Source organism: Bacillus cereus group sp. BfR-BA-01430 (genome assembly GCF_022663115.1).
GTDB lineage: Bacteria > Bacillota > Bacilli > Bacillales > Bacillaceae_G > Bacillus_A > Bacillus_A cereus_BD.
Genome location: NZ_JAKUEW010000002.1, coordinates 674,878 through 696,386, shown reverse-complemented (window position 1 = coordinate 696,386; position 21,509 = coordinate 674,878). Strand labels below are relative to the sequence as shown.

Here is a 21,509-nt window from a genome sequence, read left to right as displayed (position 1 = left end):
GGCAATATTATTTTGTAGATGTCGAAGTAGGTAAATATATTTCAACAGTCGTTCCATTATTAACTTCACTTAAAATTTGTAATTTCCCTTGGTGTTCTTCGATTATTTTGTAACATATCATCAATCCAAGGCCAGTCCCTTTTTCTTTTAAACTATAAAAAGGTTCCCCGAGACGAGAAATACGATTTTCTGGAATGCCGCATCCTTCATCGATTATTCGAATACAAATGAATTCACTGCTCCATGCTTCAGTTTGAATGAAAATATTTCCTCCATCTGGCATTGCTTCAATGGCGTTTTTTAAAATATTAATAAAAACTTGTTTTAATTGGTTACCGTCACATTGAATTTCAGGTACGGCTGCAGTATGATCCATAATAATATGGACACGATGCATAATTGCGGTAGGTAAAATAAATGTAACAACTTCTTCAATTAGTGTTTGGATTTGATGGGAATCAATTGATAACACTTGTGGTTTAGACATAGCCATAAATTGACTTGTAATAGATTCCATTTGTGAAATTTCACTTAACATTACATCTATATACCATTTGTTTTGTTCGGAGATTTCTGGTTTTAATAAAGTTAAAAATCCTTTCAATGATGTAAGTGGATTTCTAATTTCATGAGCAATTCCAGCTGTCAGTTGTCCGACTACTGCTAATTTTTCAGACTTTCTTAATAGCTTTTCAGTCTCCTTTAACTCTGTTACATCTCTTCCCATAACAATGAGTCCTTTTCTAGAACCATCGGAATGGAAAAGAGGAACTTTAGAAAGGCTTAGAATTAGATTAGAAGTACCTTTATGTATAATAAATTCCTCTCCGTGAATAATTTCTTGCTTTTGCCAAGCGATTTCATCGATTTCTTCACAATGTAGAAAAGCTTCTCGATATGCCTCATTATATTGAATCAGTTCACTATCTTTTTTTCCATGATAAGGAACATCGTGGAAGTCAAAACAAGAAAGTGCATAATCATTTGCTTCCATCCAGCGCCCTTCATGATCTTTAAAAATAACAAAAGCAGGCATTGCATTCATTAACGTTCGCAGACGTTTTTCGCTCTCTTTTAATATTTGTGCAATTCTCTCAGATTTTTCAAGTGGTTTGATAATTGCATATACGCCAGTCAGTTGCCTGTGAATAAAAATTGGGACTAATTTTGTGATAACATCTATTTTAGAACCGTTCTTATGATAAATAGAAATTCTATATTCTGTTTGATTATCAGACGTCGTGTTTTTAATATATCGCAATACGTGATCGGAAATATGTTTTTCAACAATAGCAGTAATCACAGTTTGCTCTAATTCACGTGAGGCATATCCTAATATTTTTTCCGCAGATGGGTTAATATGTAATATAGTTCCTTGCAAATTGAAAGAAATAATACCATCGGGATTATGCTGAAAAAGGGATGCGTACATTTCTGTCAAGGAATGTTGTTTTATAGTATTACGAAAACGTCGCGGTTTCATGGAGTGACGCTTTTTATAAATAGATAAGAACTTTTTACGAATCATAACTTTTCCTCCGTGCAACAATCATGTAAGACAGATTCAATAACTTATAATATATCATATATGAAAAATAATATGTATTTCTATATAAAACAAGGTTACAGAACAGTGTGTATTTTTTATTTTTATCCAGAATTATATGAAAATATCGATAAATAAATGCTATCGAGTTGTATAACAATGAAATAAGTTACTTTCTTAGCGCAGTGCAGTACAATAAACATGTAAAGGAGGGGGAAGGGGAATGATGGATTATATTCAAGGGATTGACCACGTACAAGTTGCCGCGCCTACAGGGTGTGAAAGGGAAGCAAGAGAATTTTATGGAAAGATGCTGGGATTAGAAGAGATACCGAAACCGAAAGAATTAAAAAAGCGTGGCGGGTGCTGGTTTCGGTGCGGGGATCAAGAGATTCATATCGGAGTTGAAGAAGCGTTTTTGCCGGCAAAAAAAGCACATCCAGCTTTTTTTGTTCAACGAATTGACGAATTGAAAGAAAGGTTAATAGAACAAGGAATTCAAGTCATTGATGATGATGCTCGTCCGGATGTAATTCGCTTTTATCTTTTTGATCCATTTGGCAATAGAATTGAATGCATGGGGAATAGAATAAAAAGCTAGGTGCTGCACCTAGCTTTTTAAGCTTTTCTAAACAATCCTAGCACTTCTACTGTTTCCGTAATATTCACAAATGCTTTAGGATCGATTTCGGAGATAGCTAGTTTCATACTGGCGAGTTCTTCTTTTGAAACGACTGTCATCAGTACACGTTTTTTCTCACTAGAATAGGCACCTTCACCATCAAGAAGTGTAATGCCACGTACAACAGTGGAAAGAAGTTTTTGTTTCATTTCTTCAGCTTGATTTGTTACAATCATAAGTGTAACTTTACGATGTTTCGTATAAGTCGCATCAATTACTTTACCCGTTACATAGATGGAAAGTAAACTTGTTAATGCTACATCCCAGTCAAAGAAAAATCCCGCAATGATAATAACAATTCCATTTAAGAAAATAAGAAACCCACCAAGGTTAATATCTTTTTTACGAGATAGTAACATTCCGATAATATCGAAGCCGCCAGTTGAGCCTTGACAATTAAAAACGAGACCGGCACCTGCTCCAGCAATGACGCCTCCAAATATGGAAGAGAGAAGAGGATCTTTTGCGACAATTTGCACTGGAACATAATATAAAGAAACAGATAATACAATTACAGAAACAATTGTATTAAAAATAACTTTTTTTCCAAGGCCTATGTATCCTAAAATGAGAATGGGTACGTTTAAGACAAAATTAATAATACCTGTATTTACAGGTGTTACAATTCCTAAGATAATAGCAATTCCACCAATTCCACTACTTAAAATTTTGTGTGGGATAAGGAAAAGATTAAAGGCAATTGCAATAATAATAGAACCGATAATAACTCCAAGAAATCTGACCATCTTTTTCCCGTCCTTCACTAAAAAATCATATTATTTCAAAATTATATACGAAAGAGGAAGTTTTAAGGGAAAACAGTTTATTTTGGTAAATTAGACTAATTTGAAAAAATAAATTATTTAATAGTAAAGGAGGGATAAGTTATGAGAATCAAAACGTGGCAGAAGAAAAGCCCTTTGAAAAGAGAATGTGAAGATACTTTTTTTTGTAATGAGGATGTAAAGATGTATGGTGTATGTGATGGGGCAACACCACTTGTTGCATTTCAAGATGAAAACGGACATAATGGGGCGTATTTAGCATCAAATTTATTTGCCAATCATTTTAAAGCACAAAAAGAGATCATATCGCTAGAAAAGGAAATGATAGAAGCGAATGAGGCGTTGCAACAAGAAATGAAGCGATATAAGGTCGATACATTAAAAAAAGATCATCTTTGGTGTACATGTATTGCTGTAGTACGAATAGGAGAAACAAGCGTTCAATATGCACAGCTCGGCGATTGTATGATTGCTGTTACATTTCATGATGAAACAGTGAAAGTATTAACGAAGGATACAGTAAAAGGAATTCGTGCACGTGCAAAAAGAAAGCGCGAAGATGATCGGAAGAAAGGCTTATCAGTACCGGATGAGCATGTGTTCCAAAATATTCGAGAACAGCTAAAATATAATCGTTATTTAGCAAATATGCCAAATGGTTATTCCGTAGCCAATGGAATGCCAGAAGCGATGCAATGGATTCAAAAGGGAGAGATATTGGTAGAACAAATAAAGGAAATTTTTATTTGCTCAGATGGGATATTTCATCCGAATTGGTCACTTGAGCAAACGGTGCAATATATAAGAGCGAATGGTATACAAACATATATATCTATAATAGAAGAATTAGAGAAACAAGATCGAGTACGTCCCGATGATAAAACGATAGTGAGCATTGATCTGTCTCGCATGTAGAAAATATAGAACGCATTCTTTATCGCTTAGAAAGGGATGAGAAGAATTAAAATGAACGTGAAGAAAACGCGGTTAATATTTCGTGATGAATTACAGCCACTAAAAAATGTCAACAGTTTGATTATCCACCATACTGCTGAAGATGGATGGGACATATATAAAACGCATGAATTTCATCAAAAAGAAAGAGGATGGAGCGGCATTGGATATAATTATTTTATCGAAGAAGATGGAACAGTATTAGAAGGGCGAGGATTGCATGTAGGAGCACATGCAAAAGGACATAATAGTGAAACGATTGGTATATGTATGTCGGGAAATTTTGATAAGTATGACCCAACACATGCGCAAATACAATCGTTATATACATTATGTCGAACATTTATGAAGCAGTTTGAATTAAGCGAGAGACACATACTTGGTCATCGTGAATTAGAAGGTGTTACAAAATCTTGCCCGGGAACAAGGTTTTCTATGGTACAGTTAAGAAAAGGAGTATCACAAAAATAGAGGAGTAATTTGTAAATGATGAATGTAAAAATATCAAATGAGAGAAAAGATCAACTTGTAGCAAACATTCAGCGTTTTTTTGAAGAAGAAGACTTGGAAGAAATTGGGCGATTTCAAGCGGAACGTTTAATCGCGGAGATGGTCAAATTAATAGGACCATATGCGTATAATCAAGGGATTGAAGACGCAAGAAGGTTAATTGTCGATAAGGTAACAAATATAGAAGAAGACTTATATGTATTAGAAAAGCAAGAAGGGAAATGACAAGAGCTGTAAAAAGTTCTTGTCATTTCCTTTCTTTGTCTCGCTATTTTATTTAGAGAGAAACAAGGAAGAAGAAGGTAGAGGAAAAGAGCTGCGTTTTGTAAATCCAAATTGATTTTGTATATGCAATATTCATGCTGCAACGCTACATTTTCTTTGACTTGTACATCTAAAATGGACTTGTCCCAAGAATCATTTGTAATATGACTCGAAAGCTGCCTACATGCGCGTTTGAATGAGGAAAAAATGGCGTATATGCAGTAAATACGAAATGATGTTGAAATCTCCTTCTTACCGAAACAAATAATGACAATTTTTAGGGAAGGAAAGTGAATGATTGCTGTCGAAGGGAGTAGAAACAGATCAAAGGTGGTGTTCTCATGCAGAAGAAAGTGGTACATACATGTTCGTATTGTGGATCGAATGATATTGGGGAAGGTGAGTTTGTTGGCTATGCTCAAATAAGAAAAAAAGAAACGATGTTCACCTCCTCTCCAGTAGACGCCTATATTTGTACGGATTGCGGAAGCGTATTGGTATTAAAAGTGCGAAACTATCAAAAGTTTAAACAAAAGCCACTATGATAAATAGAAGAGGATGATATGTAGCATTTCTTCATAGAATGTTTTCACGTCAAACAACTGATAAAAATGTGAAATGGTAAGAGATTCACAAGATACATATTGTTAAAAGGAGGGTATGGAAGAGCTCTCTTTTTTTATTTATTTCCAAGGTAATAATTCAGAAAATTTAGTAAAAAAAACGACTTTTATTTGGATGAATTTGATATAATGAACAAAAAATGAAAACATTTTAATGGAGGGAGAGATACGTATGATGATGAATGTCCCATTAACAATTCATTCGATGATGGAAAGGACAGAAACATTGTTTCCGAAGAAAGAGATTATTTCTCGTACACATGATAAGGTTACCACGCTAACGTATAAACAAATTGGAGAACGAACGCGGCGGCTTTCTAGTATGCTAAAGAAATTGGGAGTAAAGGAAGGGGAACGAGTTGGAACGTTGGCATGGAATCATCATCGACATGTTGAAGCATATTTTGCTATTCCTAGTATTGGTTCTGTATTGCACACAATTAATATTCGTTTATCTCCCCAGCATATTTCTTATATAATCAACCATGCCGAAGATCGGATTTTACTTATTGATGAAGATCTTGTCCCGCTTGTGGAAAAGATACAAGGAGAATTATCGACCGTACAAGCATATATCATTATGACGGATAAAGAGGAAATACTAGAGACTTCATTGAAGCCTGTATATCATTATGAGCAACTTCTTACTGAAGGAAATCCGAATTATCAATTTCTAAAAGAAATCGATGAAAATATGCCAGCTGGTATGTGTTATACTTCGGCAACAACAGGAAATCCAAAAGGTGTTGTATACACGCATCGTAGTACAGTGCTTCATTGTATGGCACTTGGGTTAGCTGATACAGCAGCGCTATCGGAAAGCGATGTGGCAATGGCAATTGTGCCGATGTTTCATGTGAACGCATGGGGATTACCGTTTGCGGCAACGTGGTTTGGAACGAAACAAGTTTTGCCTGGTCCGATGTTTACACCGGAAATTTTACTGGAAATGATTCAAAAAGAGAAAGTGACAGTAGCAGCTGGAGTACCTACAATTTGGCTTGGTGTTTTGCAAGAATTAGAGAAACATGACTATGACTTATCGAGTATGAGCCGGATTTTATGCGGAGGAGCTGCGGCACCCAAAAGTGTAATCGCAGCATTTGAACAGAAATATCATGTTCCTTTTGTTCACGCGTATGGTATGACAGAAACGAGCCCACTTGTAACACTTGCAAGGTTAAAAAGTTATGAAAAAGATTTATCATATGAAGAGCAACTTGAAATAAGATCAAAACAAGGATATCTTGTGCCGGGAGTTGAGATGAAAATAGTTGGAGGAAATGGAGAAGTGAAATGGGACGGGAGTGAGATGGGAGAACTTTGCTTACGTGCGCCGTGGATTGCTGCAAGTTACTATAAAGATGAGCGTACAGCGGAAGGATTTCGTGATGGGTGGTTATATACGGGGGATGTAGTGACTGTAGATGAAGAAGGATGCGTAAAAATAGTAGATCGTACAAAAGATGTGATTAAAAGCGGGGGTGAATGGATTTCATCTGTAGATTTAGAGAATGCACTTATGGCGCATGAAGCAGTGTTTGAAGCAGCAGTTGTTGCGGTGCCCCATCCTAAGTGGCAAGAGCGACCTGTTGCTTGTGTCGTACGAAAACTAAATCGTGTCGTAACGAAAGAAGAATTATATGAATTTTTACAACCGCAGTTTGCGAAGTGGTGGTTACCTGATGATATTGTATTTATGGAAGAAATTCCGAAAACATCAGTAGGGAAATTTTTAAAACAAGCATTGCGAAAAGAATTGAGCAAGAAATAGATGCTGTGATATTAGGGTATGTTATCTGTACTTGAACTGGGCCTTCGATGTGAGATAACGGGTATAACAATTCATTTTAAAAAATAGAAGACTAGAAAAAACATAAACAGAAAAGGATAGCAACGTACTATCCTTTTTAAATGGTTTCATTCAATGCTTGAACAAGTTGGTGTAAAAATTGTTCGCCTGAAATGATGGCTTTTCCGCCACCGCGAGCACTTTTCGGGTTTCCGCCACCTTTTCCTTCAATGATAGGGAGTACGTCTTTTAAAATAGTGTTCATATTTATATTGATAGATTTCCCACAAGCAAGGATACATTGTAATTTATCCTCATTTTCAGTGACAAAGTATGTAATTGTATGTTCGTTTTGTTCTGTAATGATGGCTGATAATTTGGCCATCTCCTGCATAGAACGGTTACTGAAAGCTTTCGAAATGAGCATGCCAACATGTGTATCAGCTGCTTCTTGCAATAGATCATTTGCTTCTATAACAAGTAGCTTTTCACGCATCACTTGTAATTCTTTCTCACTCTCTTTTTGAGAGGTAATAAGCTGATGTACTTTACTTGGAATATCATTTTCACTACTGTTTAATTGTTTGGAAATCTCTTTTATGATTTGTTGATGATATCCCATTAACTTTATAGCTCGCCAGCCTGCAATAAAGCTTAAGCGAATGCCACCTTTGTTACGCTCCCATCCAATAATATGAATAGGCCCAACTTCTCCCGTATATTTCGGATGTGTTCCGCCGCAGCCATTATAGTCAAAGTTTTCAATGATGACAACGCGTATATTTTCATAGAGCGATGGTTCTTTTCTAAGAGGTAATTGTTTTGCTTCTTCTAAATTCATCCATTTAATATGGATAGGATGATTTTCTAAGACAATTTGATTTGCAATACGGAGCGCTTCAGTAGCTGTTTCCGCAGAAAGGGTTGGCGTATCTAAATCAATTGTAACCGTTTCTGTCCCAAGGTGAAATCCGATTGTAGGGATATTAAAATGATCCCAAAATGCAGCTGATAAAATGTGCTGAGCTGCATGCTGTTGCATATGATCGAATCGGTGGTTCCAATCAATTTTTCCGATTACTTCTACGTCATGTAATTCTTCAGATATGAAGTGGCGGATTTCTCCGTTGATTTCCTCTACATTTGTCACAGAGACATTATTTAATGTACCTATATCATGAGGTTGCCCGCCGCCAGTTGGATAAAAAGCCGTTTCAGTTAAAGTAACATAGCGATTTCCTTCATGGTCCACCTCTTGTTTTCTTATTTTTGCTGTGAAAGATTGTTGATAAGGATCGCTGTAATATAATTTTTGTTCCAATGTAGTACCCCTTTCGTATTCATTAATTTCATTGTAAAGCAATCCGAATAAGTTTCCTAATATTTCAGAAGAAAAAATCCTTTTTTAGAATTTTCTTGCTATAATAAGAAAAAGAGTATACGGAGGTGGATGACATGTTGTATGAAGATGGCGTAGATAAATTGATTCGTCTCAATACAAATATATCTGAACTATATAGAGAATTACATGAAATGACCCGTACTTTAACAGAGTGTAATCGAGGAAGTGTCACGTTTGATAGATTGTATGTAAAGGAATTGTTGTGGAAAAAAGAAGATATAGTAACTATGTATGATCGACTTCTCGTCCAGCTTTGTATTAATGAATGTTTCGACTTAAAAAGCGTGATTACTGGTGAATATAAATATACTTATGAAGAAGTAGAACATGCTGTTACTGAATTTAATGAAAAATATAATATGAATATTTTTATCCAGGAAGTTTGTAAAGAATTGCAGTTTACATATGGAGTAGATATGGATATAACGAGAACAGCTCGAGTGTAGAGAGAGTTATCATAAAAAAATGAGGGGAGAAAGCCGTTTCTTTCCTCATTTTTTCTCCCAATAAAAGAAGAGTTATTTTGGTATTCGTGTTGCTTTGAAATAAAGTTTAATCAAAATGTTTTAGCGGATCCCCCTTAAGCCATCCAATCAATATTTCTCCCAATAAGAATATAGAAAAATACGTATATCTAGAGTTGCCCCCCTGCTATATAGCTTCTGTTAAGATATATTCCCTATCCTGTCCTCATAACATTTACTAGCATATTTTCTTTAAAAAGTTCACATTATGTACAAAAAATAAAAGGTGTTTTCATGAGATAATATAGATTGTATAATAATGAGAATTTTAAAAATGATGGGGTTGATAAAATATGACGACATGGTTTATCGTGATGTTGGTTGTGTTTGCTGCTTTTAAAGTAGTAGTGGCGAGTATTCCAACATCTGTTGTGGAGTCTTTAATTAGTAAGTTTGAATTACATCCGCAACTTAGTGAAGATGTTACAAGTATAACTCTAGATGGGAAACAGATAGAAGGAGAAGAGAAGAAGTGCATCATTCAAGAATTTAATGAAGCAATCTTTTTAGAGAAGTATTATTTTCCTCCAAGTGAAGAGGGAACACCATTAATGATTCAGACAAAGACAGGAAAAACAAATATTACATTTTTCATCTATCGTTATGATGATCATATTGATGTAATTAAACAATATAAGAAAAAAATAGTAGGGTATAGTTTGCGTTCGAAAAAGCTTCAGAACCCTACGATGTTAGTAACGGAAGGTGCAATATAAAGTGAGTCTTGAATCAGTGGGAATTTTCGTCATTCCCTGCTGATAATGAGCCTTTACGAATCGGGATTGCTACAAACAGTATACTACGTCCAATTCTCTTCTCTTTTTCTCTCCGAATAGCCTTACTTGCCCAAAAATAGCGAGATAAAAAAGGATTCCTTATGGTTTAGGAATCCTTTTCATCATGCTTTCTAGGAAAATCATGATTATATAGTATAGGAAAAAACATCTCTGTAAGAACTACTTTGTATAACAAAGAAGTTTACATGAAAAGATGTAAGAAGGTTCAATATTCATTTGAAAAAAGAACTTTTTTTTCATGTGGATTTGCAATTTCATTTTTAGATATATGAATGGAAAGAAAACCATTTTCTATACAAGCTATCATTTTTTTGTAAACGATACTGGCCGGTAAAAAAATCGTTCTTTGTAAGGGGACATTCCTTTTAAAAATACAAATGTTTAGGCCTGTCTCCATCTTTTTTATAAGTACATTTTGTTCCGTTACATTTGGCACATCTGTTTCTAAAATGTATTCTTGCTCTGTTTCACAAAGATCAATATGAATATAATTTGGGAAGTTACAATTGTGGTAGGAACCAGAGCAGAACTGATCCATCCATTCTTCAAAACCATCAACACGAAAAAGACAATTCTTCTTTTTCTTGCTCATGACCAATACCCTCCATAATGTCTCAATTCATACTATGATATGCATGAATAAAAGAGAGGTGAAAGGTAATATGGAACGTTTCCCGCTATCTTTACATAAACTTCTAATGAAAAATTTATATGTTTTTGTCCAAACAAAAATATTTGTTTTTTCTTTAGAGAAGGCTTCCTTCTCGCCTATGTTTAAAATAAAGTGAAACTTTCATCAGTGTGGCGAGAGTTCCTCACCGATAGAAGTTTCACTACAATAAGATGATCAATAATATAAATATTTGTTACATATCATGATGTGCGTGATGTTTTTGTCTTGAGTGATTGCGATTTTTTACTTTATGTGACCCGCTTAAAGGTTCAGGTTGTCCAGATGGTTGTCCTTTTTTTGAATTTTGACGAATAGACTTACTATTGTTTTTTTCCACGGTTCGTTCACCTCCTTTTCTATTTAGAATGAGAGAACTTTAAGAATTTATACGAGAATGTTTTTCAGAAAAAGGGTAAAGATAAGTGAAACGAACGATATGTAGAAAGGAGAAAAGCTATGCCCTATCATAAGGATAAACAACAAGCTTTTCAAGCAGCACAGCAAGGGGTTGTACAAGCAGAACATATATTCAATAATATTGTGAAAAATGACCCGAATTATGGTCATGATTTAAAACAACTTCATCAAGAAGTACAAGAAGCATATGAACAAATTCAAAACGCACTCGAAGTAGCGTCTGAAACGCAGCGTCCACAACTGAAACAATATGAAAGTCATTTGCAAAATATTATGCGAGAAGTAGATCAGTTAGAAAAGTGAAGAAGTTGTTATCGTGTTAGCAACCTCTCTATTAGGAACACAGATGTTCAGACGAAAAATTTCCATTATGATCTGTTTTATCATTGGTGGTATACATATATGTCAAGTGGAAGAAGTATGAGCAAGCCTGTTGTTAAGAAAAGAGTTGGAACCTACTGGCTATGTAATGCGGGAAGTTCCAAATAATACCGCTTTTTTGTGGAAGTATCGGAACTATTGCGTTATAAGCATCGAAAAAAGCTCCCAAAAGGTAATCCTTTTGGGAGCTTTCGTTACTGATTTTTTTTCCTCTTTTTATTATTTTGACGCTGAGCAGCTGTTAATGGTTCATTTGCAAATTCTTCGTTATAACCAGTGCCTTGTCCTTGTGCAGAAGCGGCGTTCATTCCTGGAATAATATGATTGGCTTTTCGTTTACCCATCTCGTTTCACCTCGAATTGTATTTGTACATACAGTAATGAGTCATAAAGCAAAGTATGGAATAAAAAGCTTTGCTTTGTAATTATAGTATTCATAAGGAGAACGAACACTATTCAATTTTCATGAGATAAAGAAAACTTATAAAAAACTATAAGTTTCTTATTATTTACTTATTTAGAAAGTTGTAATAAGATATTATCGTAAGGTATTGAAAAGTTCGTCTACATTTTATATTCAGACAACTTAGTCATGTTTAACAGGGGGGAAACATAATGGTCAAACATAATCCATTTCAATCTCGTGCAACATTTGAAGTAGATGGGAAAACGTATCATTATTATCAATTGAAAGCGCTTGAAAATGCAGGGGTGGGTAATGTATCACAATTGCCTTATTCAATTAAAGTTTTGCTTGAATCTGTACTTCGTCAAGTGGACGGACGCGTTATCACAGAAGAGCATGTTACAAACTTAGCGAAATGGGGAACAAAAGATGTGAAAGATATCGATGTTCCATTTAAACCATCTCGCGTAATCTTACAAGATTTCACAGGTGTGCCTGCTGTTGTAGATTTAGCTTCGCTTCGTAAAGCAATGGCAGATATGGGTGGGGATCCTGATAAAATTAACCCTGAAATTACTGTGGATCTTGTTATTGACCACTCAGTACAGGTTGATAGAGCGGGTACAGCAGACGCGCTTGAATTCAACATGGATTTAGAGTTTAAACGTAATGAAGAACGCTATAAATTTTTAAACTGGGCACAAAAATCATTTGATAATTACCGTGCTGTTCCACCAGCAACAGGTATTGTACACCAAGTAAACCTTGAATATTTAGCACCAGTTGTACACGCGGTGACAAATGCTGAAGGCGAATTAGTTGCATACCCTGATTCATTAGTAGGAACGGATTCTCATACAACAATGATCAATGGTATCGGTGTTCTTGGATGGGGCGTTGGTGGCATTGAAGCGGAAGCAGGAATGCTTGGACAACCATCATACTTCCCAGTACCAGAAGTAATCGGTGTCAAATTAACTGGAACACTTCCAAGTGGTACAACAGCGACAGACATCGCGTTAAAAGTAACACAAGTGTTACGTCAAAAAGGTGTAGTTGGAAAATTTGTTGAGTTCTTTGGTAGCGGATTAAAGAGCATGCCGCTAGCTGACCGTGCAACAATTTCAAATATGGCACCGGAATATGGAGCAACGTGTGGTTTCTTCCCAATCGATGAAATTTCATTAGATTATTTACGTCTAACAGGAAGAAATGAAGAACAAGTTCGTCTTGTAGAAGAGTACTGTAAAGCAAATGGCTTATTCTATACAGCGGACAGCCAAGATCCAATTTATACAGACCTTGTTGAAATTGATTTAAGTAAAATTGAAACAAACCTTTCTGGTCCAAAGCGTCCGCAAGATTTAATTCCGCTTTCAAATATGAGAGAAGAGTTCCGTAAAGCTGTTGTAGCGCCAGTCGGAACACAAGGACTTGGATTTACAGAGCAAGAATTTGATAAAGAAGTGAAAATTGAATTAAATGATCAAGAAGTAACGATGAAAACAGGTGCGATTGCAATCGCTGCAATTACAAGCTGTACAAATACATCTAACCCATATGTATTAGTTGGCGCTGGTTTAGTTGCGAAGAAAGCAGTTGAAAAAGGTATGAAAGTACCTGGTTATGTAAAAACATCATTAGCGCCAGGATCTAAAGTTGTTACAGAGTATTTAGATAAATCTGGTTTAACAGATTATCTAAATCAATTAGGTTTCCAAACAGTTGGTTATGGTTGTACAACATGTATCGGTAACTCTGGACCATTGGCACCAGAATTAGAAGAAGCTATTGCAGCAAATGACTTATTAGTAACATCTGTCTTATCAGGTAACCGTAACTTTGAAGGCCGTATTCATCCGCTTGTAAAAGCAAACTATTTAGCATCACCACCACTTGTTGTGGCATATGCACTTGCAGGTACAGTTGATATTGACCTGAAGAAGGATGCGATTGGTAAAGATGCAAATGGCAACCCTGTTTATTTCAATGATATTTGGCCATCGGCAAAAGAAATTGAAGAAGTGGTGCAAAGTGTTGTTACATCTGAACTGTTCAAAAAAGAATATGCACAAGTATTTAACAGCAATGAACGTTGGAATGAGATTCAAACTTCAAATGAAGCATTATATACTTGGGATGAAAATTCAACATATATTCAAAACCCGCCATTCTTTGAAGGGTTATCTAAAGAACCGGGTGAAGTTGAAACATTATCAGGTTTACGTGTAATCGGTAAATTTGGAGATTCCGTAACAACAGACCATATTTCACCAGCAGGTTCAATTGGTAAATATACACCAGCAGGACGTTATTTATTGGAAAATGGCGTACAGCCAGTTGACTTTAACTCTTATGGTTCTCGTCGTGGTAACCATGAAGTTATGATGCGTGGTACATTTGCAAACATTCGTATTAAAAACCAAATTGCACCAGGAACAGAAGGCGGTTATACAACATATTGGCCAACTGGTGAAGTAACATCTATCTATGATGCTGCGATGAAATATAAAGAAGACGGAACAGGTCTTTTAGTTGTTGCTGGTAAAGATTATGGTATGGGAAGCTCTCGTGACTGGGCTGCGAAAGGTACAAATCTTTTAGGTATTAAAGCAGTAATTGCAGAAAGCTTCGAACGTATTCACCGCAGTAACTTAGTCTTAATGGGTGTACTACCACTGCAATTCAAAGATGGCGAAAGTGCTGAAACTTTAGGTCTTGTTGGTAATGAATCATTTGAAATTCAAATTGATAAAACAGTAAAACCACGTGACATTGTAAAAGTAGTGGCGGTTGACCTAGACGGAAATAAAAAACAATTTGAAGTAGTAGCACGCTTTGATAGTGAAGTTGAAATTGACTACTACCGCCACGGTGGTATTCTACAAATGGTTCTTCGTGAAAAATTAGAAGAATCTAAGGTGTCAAACTAAGAAAAAATAGAATTCATATTTGTGAAACAGGGGCATAAACTTTGCCCCTGTTTTGCTTTATTCAAATGGATTTAACTGATATTCGTATGTTTATGTATTCTCAGTGTTAAACTCTTTCAGTAATATAACTTTATTTGCGTCATATTACTGGTGGACATGTTATTTAGTGGAACATCATGTGTTGTAGAGACCGGAACCTCTTTTTCTCCATCAAAAAATATAAGAACGAAAATGAGACAAATGAAACAAATACGCATATAGCGTAGTTCTTTACTAATTGGATGTTCTCCCATACTATATCTATTCTTTCTTATTTTTATAGACTAGAGGTTATTGTCGTTGTATAAAAAGTGATGATACCGAGTGCAGTGGATAAAAGAAATGATACAAAAGCGGTATAAAGACAAATGCGACCAACCTTCCGTTTTTCAAGGCTTTTACTTAAAAAAGATGCAATCCATACGATGATCCCGATAGGAAAAAAGAGAAAGCTGAGAATATACAAAACTATTTTTTCTAAAGGGTACATAAAAATCATCCTTTCTTATATTTTTATCGAAAAACAATAAAAATATATTGAAAATTGATAATAAGTTAGTTATGTTTAAGATGGGAGGGATGGAAATGAAAGGTAAAAAAATCTATCGTATATTGCAATTTTTTACGACATTAGCAATTATGTATATGACTTTTATTAGCATCTTTTTGGCGTTTGGTGTTTTTGTTAAACCGAAATGGTTTACAATGTCACCTAGTTTAGGTGGATTAGCAATTGAAGCGAGAAATTTTCAACCTCCTTTATGGATGGCTATCTTTATGTTAATCATAATGGGGTTGAATATTTTCTTACTTTGTCAAATAAGAGCTTTTTTCCGTAATTTAGTTCGCAATCAATTTTTTATTATAGAAAATGCGCATTATATGAGAAACGTTGGTTTTATTTTCCTCATTTTGTGTGTGCTAGAAAATATTCATTATAATGAAATTTCTAAAATGATGTTTTTGTTTTTTAAGCAAGAACCGGAAGGAGTCATTAATAAACTCATTACAAAACAGTATTTTATCTTTCCGAAAGAAAGTTGGGTAACAAGCTTAGAAAATGGTCAATTACTGTATTCGCTGCATCTTAATATGGGATTGTTCTTTGCTGGAATTGCGCTTCTTTTGTTAAGTAAAATTTTTAAATACGCTGTTCAAATTGCAGAAGAAAACAAACTAACGGTTTAGGAGTTTTAAAATGATACGAGTAAATTTAGATGTTATGATGGCAAAAAGAAAAATAACACTTGGCGAATTAGCGAAAAGAGTCGGAATTACGAATAGCAACTTATCCATATTAAAAACAGAAAAAGCGAAAGCCATTCGCTTTTCCACATTAGAAGCTCTTTGCAAAGAGTTGCAATGCCAACCTGGTGATATATTGGAATACATTGAAAAGGAATAAAGTTGCACCGTCTTAAAACAGTCGTTTATTTGAAAGACTGTTTTTCGTCTTATATAAAAGGAAAAACAGAAAAGAATGAGAATAAGAAAATATAGGAACGTGAACAAACATCATGTACTCATAAAAGGTGAAATACGAAATGTATATAATAATTTATCAATATAGTAAATTTCATTTATCCCGCATTAACGGGCAGTAAGACTCCCACCTCAAGATTCAGAGAAAAACAAGGAAGATAGGTGGGAGTAGGGCTGCCCGTAACAGCCCGATTGGTGAGGGCTCATAATCAGTGGGGGATGAAGAAAACCCCCACTGATTAAAGTTTCACTTTATATATGTCATGGATGTCGGTGAAAAATGAAGAGGTTAAGAATGTATTGTATCCATTGGATTGTTGTTTTTTCAAATACAACTACCCTCTTTCAAATATATATTCCTATTATATGATAAAAAGGAAAAAATTTCATACTGTTATTGTGTTTATCGTTTATCCCGCTATTTTAGGGCAGTAAGACTCCCACCTCAAGATGCAGAGAAAAGCAAGGAAGATAGGTGGGAGTAGGGCTGCCCGTAACAGCCCGATTGGTGAGGGCTCATAATCAGTGGGAGATGAAGAAAACCCCCACGGATTAAAGTTTCACTTTATTTCAAGGGGGAATATTTCCAAGTTTGTCCGTGTAAGCTAAATATAAATACAATCTTTGGTTGAAATGGATCTATAACGAGAGAATGATAAGGATGATGTATATGTGGCGAAAGATTATTATTGGTGCTGTATTACTTTGCTTAGCGAGTTATGCAGTGTATGAGCAGTTTAAACCGAATGAAAAGCAAGTAAGTAAAGGGCAAGTAAAGAGCGAAACAACAATGAAAGATATAGTCGCTCAAAATGGAATTGAAGTTGGGAAGGCTGCGCCTCATTTTGAATTGACGAAGTTAGATGGTACGAAGGTAAAATTATCAGATTTAAAAGGAAAGAAAGTAATTGTGAATTTTTGGGCAACGTGGTGCGGTCCTTGTCAGCAGGAGATGCCAGATATGGAAGCTTTTTATAAGAAGCATAAGGAAGATGTAGAAATTCTTGCAGTAAATTATACAGTGTCAGAACGAGCGAATGGGACGGAAAAGGTCAGACAGTTTGCAGAGGAAAAAGGTGTTACATTTCCCATTTTACTGGATACAGATATAAGTGTTACGACGAGATATAAAGTTATCACGATTCCAACTTCTTATTTTATAAATACAAAAGGTGTCATACAAGATAAATTTATTGGGCCAATGACACAAAAAGAGATGGAGAAACGTGTTGCGAAATTAAAATAGTGAAAAAGGCAGAATTGATATCATATCAGTTCTGTTTTTTCTTTTCCAAGAAAAGATTGGTTCATGATATGATTAAGGGAATAAAAATAATCAGTAAGGGGAGTATGTTGTGGGATATGTATCTTTACCAGCAAATTATGTTGTAATTGATTTTGAGACGACAGGTTTCCACCCATATAACGATCGGATTATTCAAGTAGCCGCAGTTCGGTATCGTAATCATGAATTAGTAGACCAATTTGTTTCATTCGTAAATCCAGAAAGACCGATATCGAGTCGGATTACAAGCTTAACAGGAATTACGAACTATCGTGTTTCAGATGCACCAACTATTCAAGAAGTGTTACCTTTATTTTTGGCGTTTTTAAGTAACGATACAATTGTTGCGCACAACGCTTCTTTTGATATGCGTTTTTTAAAGAGTAATATGAGTAGATTTCAATTAGGAGAGCCGAAAAATAAGGTGATTGACACAGTACCTTTAGCTAAAAAATATATGAAACACGCTCCAAACTTTAAGTTGGAAACATTAAAAAGAATGCTGGGTATACGATTAAGTTCCCATAATGCACTGGATGATTGTATAACATGTGCAGCCGTTTATCAAAAGTGTGCAAATATGCAAGGGGAAGGGCGAAAGAGTCCGAAAAAAGAAATAATGGAAGAAGATACGGTATATACGTTCATAAAAGAAATGCTAATAAAGAATAATCGTACCGTAGAGTATATTCGCTATGTAAGTACCGGGAATTATTTAGATATTAAAGCTTTTCAGTTGATTATGAGAATGAAAGTGAAAGGGCGAAAAAAATATGTATTAACAGAAAAAACAGAACGAGAAGTACAAGCAATCTGCACGGATTTAAAATGTGAACCAGCTTTAAAAAATGAATTAGGTATAACGAGAATTATGGTTGAAAGTTTAGAGGATGTCATGAAATTAGAAAGTTATATTTTAGCTCAGTATGATTTCGTACTACAAGCTGCACAAGAATACAATGAAATATAAGTAGATACAAAAAATCCATTTCGAGAGTGGATTTTTTTGTATCATAAACTTTTCTTTACTAAAACAAAAAATTTTCTTACAAGTCTGATTAAAGAGATTTCGGTTTGTTCATACTAATAGCAAGAATGAGTAGGAGAAAGGATGAACAACATGAGAAGAAATCGCCGGAAAACATTTGAAGAACTTGTAAGGGAAAATAAACGACAACTATTAAGCGATCGTGATGCAATTGACCGGATTGAAGAAAAGATTGAAAAGCGTTATGAGATGGAACTTTTTAAGCAGGCTGAATAATTCTTATTACTCGTATGATACTAGTAATAAGGAGGCGATAGTTATGGGTAATCCAAAAAAGAATTCGAAAGACTTTGTACCGAATCATATCGGAACGCAATCGAAAAAAGCTGGTGGAAATAAAGGGAAACAAATGCAGGATACGACTGGTAAACAACCGATTGTGGATAACGGTTAAAGAAAAAGGAGGATGTTTTCATTCTCCTTTTTCTTTATGTATATATTTCATGTTAGATAGGAACAACTAATAGTGTATGTATACTTGATGAGGAGGGAAGACATATGCCAAATCAATATCAACCAAATCCAGATGATCGCAGCGATAATGAGGAAAAGTTACAAAAAACGTTGCAAAATACGATTGATAATTTTAATGAGGCGAAAGAAACGGCGGAACTTTCTAATGAAAAGGATCGCGCTGCGATTGAAGCGAAAAATGAGAGACGTTTAGAAAGTATAGAATTTTTGAAAAATGAAATAAAAGACGAATCGTAAATGCGAAAAAGGCTGACAAAAATCAGCCTTTTTTCGTGATGGTGAAGTTCTCTACTAATAAGCGCCAATTTTGCGGAAAAGGTAGACCGATTTTCCAATAGCTAATGCCGCGTATACCTTGTTCTTTTATCAAATTAAATTTACTTTGAACAGAGCGAGCGTCCTCAAACCATACTTCATGTTGCACACCGTTTTCGTCAAAGTAATTGAAATGAGGTGCTTGTGCAGTGAAATCATATCGAATCGGTACATTGTATTTACGTGCAAGAGAAACTGCAGCGATGGAACTCACTGCTTTAGCGGGAGGATTGCCTTCTTGAAATGGAAGTGTCCAGTCAAAGCCATATAGATTTTGTCCCATCATAATTTTATGAGGAGGCATTTGTGATTTGGCGTATTGGATTACTTGTTTGACAGGACCAATAGGAGAAACAGCCATTGGTGGTCCTCCTTGCCATCCCCAGTCATAGGTCATAATGACAACAAAATCAACAATTTCCCCTTGTGCCTTATAATCATGTGCTTCAAAAAACTTCCCTTTTTGTTCTGAGCTTGTTTTTGGGACAAGTGTCGTACTTAACGTATATCCTTCAGGTAATCGTGTTTTGACGTTTCGTAAAAAGCGATTATATGCTTCCCGGTCTTCTGGAGCGACATTTTCAAAATCAAAGTGAATGTCGCGCATGTCATATTTTTCAGCTGTTTGAAGGATATTTGTAATAAAGCGATTTTGAATCGTAGCACTTCTTAAAAAGATAGATGCTAATTCCGAACTGAAATTTCCATTTTCGATATTTGTAATGACGAGCATAGGAATTGTTTGTCCTCGCCTAGCAAGTTCAGAAATTCTAGCCGTTTCCGTCGGTTCTTTTAAGGTTCCATCTCTCTGTGGTTCAAAACTAAAATAAGCTAAATATGTTAAATAAGGGTTAATAGCTCGCGTAGCATTCACTAGGCTTTCTTTAATCGGGATTGTTGATGGTTGTAAATAGGCAATAGATTCCACTGCTCGTTTGGAGCCTTTCGGTACATAGAGTTGTTGTCCGACATGCAAAATAGATTTTAATGATAGATTATTTACCTTTGCTAAGCTGGCAAGAGGAACATTATACGTTTGTGAAATTCTATAGAGACTGTCTCCTGGCTGGACATAATAATTATTTCCTTTCGTATTTACAATAAGTGCCTGGCCGACAACGAGTGTTTCGGCAGGATTCAATCCGTTATCTTTTACAATTTCTTCAGGTGTAGAACCATATTTTGAAGCTAAACTATATACACTATCGCCGCTACGAACGGTTACAATTTGAATCATACCCTTGCTCCTTTCGGTGAAAGATCCATCGTTTCTATTTTATTTTTGATTTTCCTGTATTATGATTAAATATATGTGAGGAAACAGAAGTGAGAAGGAGATAGAGATATGTTTGTAGCTGAACAAGAAATTGAGATCCGCTATGCGGAAACTGATCAAATGGGTGTTGTGTATCATTCTAACTATTTAGTATGGCTGGAGTTAGGGCGTACGAAATTAATACAAGATTTAGGATTCTCATATGTTGAAATGGAGAAAGAAGGGATTATTTCTCCTGTCTTAGATTTGCAAATTTCCTATCGTAAAGCAATGCGTTACGGTGAAAAAGCAATTGTAAAAACATGGGTTGATTCCGTGAGCCCGCTTCGCGTTGTATATGGCTATGAAATTTATAATGGTGACGGAGATCTTTGTATTACAGCGACAACAACAAATATTTGTGCTAAAAAAGAGGGGTTTCGCCCAGTATCTTTTAAGAAACTATATCCAGAATGGTATGCAAAATATGAAGAAATTAAGAAAAAATAAAAAACGTGGCATTTGCCACGCTTTTTTTATTTCTCGTAATTGAATTGTGGAAAATCATCGCCTTTGTTAAAAGTAACGGATAAATTATGACCATCAAAGTACCATTCATCATCACTTTCAATAAAGAATGTAATTCCTTCTTCTTGGGTTTTAGCAGCAGGTTGTGCCGGCTCATCTTTACGCATACCTAAAGAAAATCCTTTTTGTACTGTACTACAACCACCGTATTGGACGAAAAAGCGAATTGTATCGCCAGATTGTAAGTTTAATTCTTCTTTGTACCAAGTTGCAGCTTCTTTTGTTACAGAAAGATTCATGTATAGTTCCTCCAAATAATATGGCTTTTATATTAGTATAAAAAATAACGCAAAAAGACGCTATTAATATGCTTTGCGTTTTCTTTTTGCGTTAT

Annotated in this window: 26 protein-coding genes and 2 pseudogenes; 19 read left to right on the top strand and 9 right to left on the bottom strand. The window is 35.2% G+C overall.

Annotation, left to right across the window (positions count from 1 at the left end):
* Positions 1-7: 7 nt before the first annotated feature.
* The gene (locus MR058_RS07860) at positions 8-1,528 is read right to left on the bottom strand and encodes a BA3702 family sensor histidine kinase (RefSeq protein ID WP_242143442.1); all 1,521 of its coding nucleotides are present in this window, start codon (positions 1,526-1,528) and stop codon (positions 8-10) included.
* A gap of 241 nt (positions 1,529-1,769) precedes the next feature.
* On the opposite strand from MR058_RS07860, the gene MR058_RS07855 reads away from it, so the two are divergent.
* Positions 1,770-2,147: a VOC family protein gene (locus tag MR058_RS07855; protein ID WP_242143441.1), complete on the top strand. Its 378-nt coding sequence runs from the start codon at positions 1,770-1,772 to the stop codon at positions 2,145-2,147.
* A 17-nt stretch (positions 2,148-2,164) separates the two neighbouring features.
* On the opposite strand, the gene MR058_RS07850 is transcribed toward MR058_RS07855, so the two are convergent.
* Positions 2,165-2,974: a YitT family protein gene (locus MR058_RS07850; protein WP_012094747.1), complete on the bottom strand. Its 810-nt coding sequence runs from the start codon at positions 2,972-2,974 to the stop codon at positions 2,165-2,167.
* A gap of 141 nt (positions 2,975-3,115) precedes the next feature.
* On the opposite strand from MR058_RS07850, the gene MR058_RS07845 reads away from it, so the two are divergent.
* The 5 genes from MR058_RS07845 to MR058_RS07825 all read left to right on the top strand — a co-directional run bounded on the left by MR058_RS07845 (position 3,116) and on the right by MR058_RS07825 (position 7,138).
* Positions 3,116-3,928 (top strand): protein phosphatase 2C domain-containing protein, encoded by an 813-nt coding sequence (locus MR058_RS07845; RefSeq protein WP_242143440.1) that lies wholly within the window; start codon positions 3,116-3,118, stop codon positions 3,926-3,928.
* A gap of 51 nt (positions 3,929-3,979) precedes the next feature.
* Positions 3,980-4,438, top strand: a complete 459-nt coding sequence (locus MR058_RS07840; protein WP_242143511.1) for a peptidoglycan recognition protein family protein — start codon at positions 3,980-3,982, stop codon at positions 4,436-4,438.
* 15 nt (positions 4,439-4,453) lie between these two features.
* Positions 4,454-4,702: a DUF2164 domain-containing protein gene (locus tag MR058_RS07835; RefSeq protein ID WP_242143438.1), complete on the top strand. Its 249-nt coding sequence runs from the start codon at positions 4,454-4,456 to the stop codon at positions 4,700-4,702.
* A 380-nt stretch (positions 4,703-5,082) separates the two neighbouring features.
* Positions 5,083-5,286 carry a hypothetical protein gene (locus tag MR058_RS07830; RefSeq protein WP_242143437.1) on the top strand — a complete coding sequence of 68 codons (204 nt, stop codon included), beginning with the start codon at positions 5,083-5,085 and terminating at the stop codon, positions 5,284-5,286.
* Between the two features lie 250 nt (positions 5,287-5,536).
* Positions 5,537-7,138: a long-chain fatty acid--CoA ligase gene (locus MR058_RS07825; protein WP_242143435.1), complete on the top strand. Its 1,602-nt coding sequence runs from the start codon at positions 5,537-5,539 to the stop codon at positions 7,136-7,138.
* Between the two features lie 136 nt (positions 7,139-7,274).
* Here the strand turns inward: MR058_RS07825 and MR058_RS07820 are convergent, their stop codons facing one another.
* Positions 7,275-8,477 (bottom strand): alanyl-tRNA editing protein, encoded by a 1,203-nt coding sequence (locus MR058_RS07820; protein WP_242143434.1) that lies wholly within the window; start codon positions 8,475-8,477, stop codon positions 7,275-7,277.
* Between the two features lie 134 nt (positions 8,478-8,611).
* Between MR058_RS07820 and MR058_RS07815 the strand changes: the two genes are divergently transcribed.
* Positions 8,612-9,004, top strand: a complete 393-nt coding sequence (locus MR058_RS07815; protein ID WP_242143432.1) for a hypothetical protein — start codon at positions 8,612-8,614, stop codon at positions 9,002-9,004.
* Between the two features lie 371 nt (positions 9,005-9,375).
* Positions 9,376-9,798 carry a YfmQ family protein gene (locus tag MR058_RS07810; protein WP_242143431.1) on the top strand — a complete coding sequence of 141 codons (423 nt, stop codon included), beginning with the start codon at positions 9,376-9,378 and terminating at the stop codon, positions 9,796-9,798.
* A 286-nt stretch (positions 9,799-10,084) separates the two neighbouring features.
* Here the strand turns inward: MR058_RS07810 and MR058_RS07805 are convergent, their stop codons facing one another.
* Both MR058_RS07805 and MR058_RS07800 read right to left on the bottom strand, forming a co-directional pair.
* A complete protein-coding gene (locus MR058_RS07805; protein ID WP_242143428.1) occupies positions 10,085-10,471 on the bottom strand; it encodes an Hsp20/alpha crystallin family protein in 387 nt (128 codons plus the stop codon).
* 274 nt (positions 10,472-10,745) lie between these two features.
* Positions 10,746-10,889 carry a small acid-soluble spore protein P gene (locus MR058_RS07800; RefSeq protein WP_012094711.1) on the bottom strand — a complete coding sequence of 48 codons (144 nt, stop codon included), beginning with the start codon at positions 10,887-10,889 and terminating at the stop codon, positions 10,746-10,748.
* Positions 10,890-11,008: 119 nt separating this feature from the next.
* On the opposite strand from MR058_RS07800, the gene MR058_RS07795 reads away from it, so the two are divergent.
* Both MR058_RS07795 and MR058_RS23640 read left to right on the top strand, forming a co-directional pair.
* Positions 11,009-11,272, top strand: coding sequence for a hypothetical protein (locus MR058_RS07795; protein WP_012094710.1), 264 nt, complete (start codon positions 11,009-11,011; stop codon positions 11,270-11,272).
* Positions 11,273-11,315: 43 nt separating this feature from the next.
* Positions 11,316-11,459: pseudogene (locus MR058_RS23640) on the top strand (chitooligosaccharide deacetylase); the annotation flags it as partial.
* An 85-nt stretch (positions 11,460-11,544) separates the two neighbouring features.
* On the opposite strand, the gene sspO reads toward MR058_RS23640, so the two are convergent.
* A complete protein-coding gene (gene sspO / locus MR058_RS07790) occupies positions 11,545-11,694 on the bottom strand; it encodes a small acid-soluble spore protein O (protein ID WP_048723958.1) in 150 nt (49 codons plus the stop codon).
* Between the two features lie 271 nt (positions 11,695-11,965).
* Here sspO and acnA point away from each other — a divergent pair, with 271 nt between their 5' ends.
* Positions 11,966-14,689 (top strand): aconitate hydratase AcnA, encoded by a 2,724-nt coding sequence (gene acnA, locus MR058_RS07785; RefSeq protein ID WP_242143427.1) that lies wholly within the window; start codon positions 11,966-11,968, stop codon positions 14,687-14,689.
* A 131-nt stretch (positions 14,690-14,820) separates the two neighbouring features.
* Here acnA and MR058_RS23845 read toward each other — a convergent pair.
* Positions 14,821-14,982: pseudogene (locus MR058_RS23845) on the bottom strand (YmzC family protein); the annotation flags it as partial.
* Between the two features lie 331 nt (positions 14,983-15,313).
* Here MR058_RS23845 and MR058_RS07770 point away from each other — a divergent pair.
* From MR058_RS07770 to tlp, 7 genes are all read left to right on the top strand, one after another.
* Positions 15,314-15,916 carry a DUF2975 domain-containing protein gene (locus MR058_RS07770; RefSeq protein ID WP_242143425.1) on the top strand — a complete coding sequence of 201 codons (603 nt, stop codon included), beginning with the start codon at positions 15,314-15,316 and terminating at the stop codon, positions 15,914-15,916.
* Between the two features lie 10 nt (positions 15,917-15,926).
* On the top strand, positions 15,927-16,133 hold the full coding sequence (locus tag MR058_RS07765; RefSeq protein ID WP_242143424.1) for a helix-turn-helix domain-containing protein: 207 nt from the start codon (positions 15,927-15,929) through the stop codon (positions 16,131-16,133).
* A gap of 747 nt (positions 16,134-16,880) precedes the next feature.
* Entirely contained in the window at positions 16,881-17,456 is a 576-nt protein-coding gene (locus MR058_RS07760; protein ID WP_242143422.1) for a TlpA family protein disulfide reductase, read from the top strand.
* 109 nt (positions 17,457-17,565) lie between these two features.
* A complete protein-coding gene (locus tag MR058_RS07755; RefSeq protein WP_242143421.1) occupies positions 17,566-18,465 on the top strand; it encodes a 3'-5' exonuclease in 900 nt (299 codons plus the stop codon).
* A 150-nt stretch (positions 18,466-18,615) separates the two neighbouring features.
* A complete protein-coding gene (locus tag MR058_RS07750; RefSeq protein ID WP_081428436.1) occupies positions 18,616-18,759 on the top strand; it encodes an FbpB family small basic protein in 144 nt (47 codons plus the stop codon).
* Positions 18,760-18,802: 43 nt separating this feature from the next.
* Entirely contained in the window at positions 18,803-18,937 is a 135-nt protein-coding gene (gene sspN, locus MR058_RS07745) for an acid-soluble spore protein SspN (protein ID WP_012094701.1), read from the top strand.
* 104 nt (positions 18,938-19,041) lie between these two features.
* Positions 19,042-19,254 (top strand): small acid-soluble spore protein Tlp, encoded by a 213-nt coding sequence (gene tlp, locus MR058_RS07740; protein WP_242143420.1) that lies wholly within the window; start codon positions 19,042-19,044, stop codon positions 19,252-19,254.
* A 22-nt stretch (positions 19,255-19,276) separates the two neighbouring features.
* Here the strand turns inward: tlp and MR058_RS07735 are convergent, their stop codons facing one another.
* Positions 19,277-20,569, bottom strand: a complete 1,293-nt coding sequence (locus tag MR058_RS07735) for a glycoside hydrolase family 18 protein (RefSeq protein ID WP_242143419.1) — start codon at positions 20,567-20,569, stop codon at positions 19,277-19,279.
* A 108-nt stretch (positions 20,570-20,677) separates the two neighbouring features.
* On the opposite strand from MR058_RS07735, the gene MR058_RS07730 reads away from it, so the two are divergent.
* Positions 20,678-21,097: an acyl-CoA thioesterase gene (locus tag MR058_RS07730; protein WP_242143418.1), complete on the top strand. Its 420-nt coding sequence runs from the start codon at positions 20,678-20,680 to the stop codon at positions 21,095-21,097.
* 26 nt (positions 21,098-21,123) lie between these two features.
* Here MR058_RS07730 and MR058_RS07725 read toward each other — a convergent pair whose 3' ends face one another.
* Positions 21,124-21,414 carry a HesB/YadR/YfhF family protein gene (locus tag MR058_RS07725; protein WP_242143417.1) on the bottom strand — a complete coding sequence of 97 codons (291 nt, stop codon included), beginning with the start codon at positions 21,412-21,414 and terminating at the stop codon, positions 21,124-21,126.
* Positions 21,415-21,509: the final 95 nt, after the last annotated feature.

What these genes read in the sequence shown, in the direction of transcription:
- sspN (WP_012094701.1), top strand. Translation starts at nt 18,803, where the DNA reads ATGGGTAATCCAAAAAAGAATTCGAAAGACTTTGTACCGAATCATATC.
- MR058_RS07845 (WP_242143440.1), top strand. Translation starts at nt 3,116, where the DNA reads ATGAGAATCAAAACGTGGCAGAAGAAAAGCCCTTTGAAAAGAGAATGT.
- MR058_RS07795 (WP_012094710.1), top strand. Translation starts at nt 11,009, where the DNA reads ATGCCCTATCATAAGGATAAACAACAAGCTTTTCAAGCAGCACAGCAA.
- MR058_RS07810 (WP_242143431.1), top strand. Translation starts at nt 9,376, where the DNA reads ATGACGACATGGTTTATCGTGATGTTGGTTGTGTTTGCTGCTTTTAAA.
- tlp (WP_242143420.1), top strand. Translation starts at nt 19,042, where the DNA reads ATGCCAAATCAATATCAACCAAATCCAGATGATCGCAGCGATAATGAG.
- acnA (WP_242143427.1), top strand. Translation starts at nt 11,966, where the DNA reads ATGGTCAAACATAATCCATTTCAATCTCGTGCAACATTTGAAGTAGAT.
- MR058_RS07855 (WP_242143441.1), top strand. Translation starts at nt 1,770, where the DNA reads ATGATGGATTATATTCAAGGGATTGACCACGTACAAGTTGCCGCGCCT.
- sspO (WP_048723958.1), bottom strand. Translation starts at nt 11,694, where the DNA reads ATGGGTAAACGAAAAGCCAATCATATTATTCCAGGAATGAACGCCGCT.
- MR058_RS07850 (WP_012094747.1), bottom strand. Translation starts at nt 2,974, where the DNA reads ATGGTCAGATTTCTTGGAGTTATTATCGGTTCTATTATTATTGCAATT.
- MR058_RS07815 (WP_242143432.1), top strand. Translation starts at nt 8,612, where the DNA reads ATGTTGTATGAAGATGGCGTAGATAAATTGATTCGTCTCAATACAAAT.
- MR058_RS07735 (WP_242143419.1), bottom strand. Translation starts at nt 20,569, where the DNA reads ATGATTCAAATTGTAACCGTTCGTAGCGGCGATAGTGTATATAGTTTA.
- MR058_RS07765 (WP_242143424.1), top strand. Translation starts at nt 15,927, where the DNA reads ATGATACGAGTAAATTTAGATGTTATGATGGCAAAAAGAAAAATAACA.
- MR058_RS07830 (WP_242143437.1), top strand. Translation starts at nt 5,083, where the DNA reads ATGCAGAAGAAAGTGGTACATACATGTTCGTATTGTGGATCGAATGAT.
- MR058_RS07750 (WP_081428436.1), top strand. Translation starts at nt 18,616, where the DNA reads ATGAGAAGAAATCGCCGGAAAACATTTGAAGAACTTGTAAGGGAAAAT.
- MR058_RS07825 (WP_242143435.1), top strand. Translation starts at nt 5,537, where the DNA reads ATGATGATGAATGTCCCATTAACAATTCATTCGATGATGGAAAGGACA.
- MR058_RS07770 (WP_242143425.1), top strand. Translation starts at nt 15,314, where the DNA reads ATGAAAGGTAAAAAAATCTATCGTATATTGCAATTTTTTACGACATTA.
- MR058_RS07835 (WP_242143438.1), top strand. Translation starts at nt 4,454, where the DNA reads ATGATGAATGTAAAAATATCAAATGAGAGAAAAGATCAACTTGTAGCA.
- MR058_RS07805 (WP_242143428.1), bottom strand. Translation starts at nt 10,471, where the DNA reads ATGAGCAAGAAAAAGAAGAATTGTCTTTTTCGTGTTGATGGTTTTGAA.
- MR058_RS07760 (WP_242143422.1), top strand. Translation starts at nt 16,881, where the DNA reads ATGTGGCGAAAGATTATTATTGGTGCTGTATTACTTTGCTTAGCGAGT.
- MR058_RS07725 (WP_242143417.1), bottom strand. Translation starts at nt 21,414, where the DNA reads ATGAATCTTTCTGTAACAAAAGAAGCTGCAACTTGGTACAAAGAAGAA.
- MR058_RS07840 (WP_242143511.1), top strand. Translation starts at nt 3,980, where the DNA reads ATGAACGTGAAGAAAACGCGGTTAATATTTCGTGATGAATTACAGCCA.
- MR058_RS07730 (WP_242143418.1), top strand. Translation starts at nt 20,678, where the DNA reads ATGTTTGTAGCTGAACAAGAAATTGAGATCCGCTATGCGGAAACTGAT.
- MR058_RS07860 (WP_242143442.1), bottom strand. Translation starts at nt 1,528, where the DNA reads ATGATTCGTAAAAAGTTCTTATCTATTTATAAAAAGCGTCACTCCATG.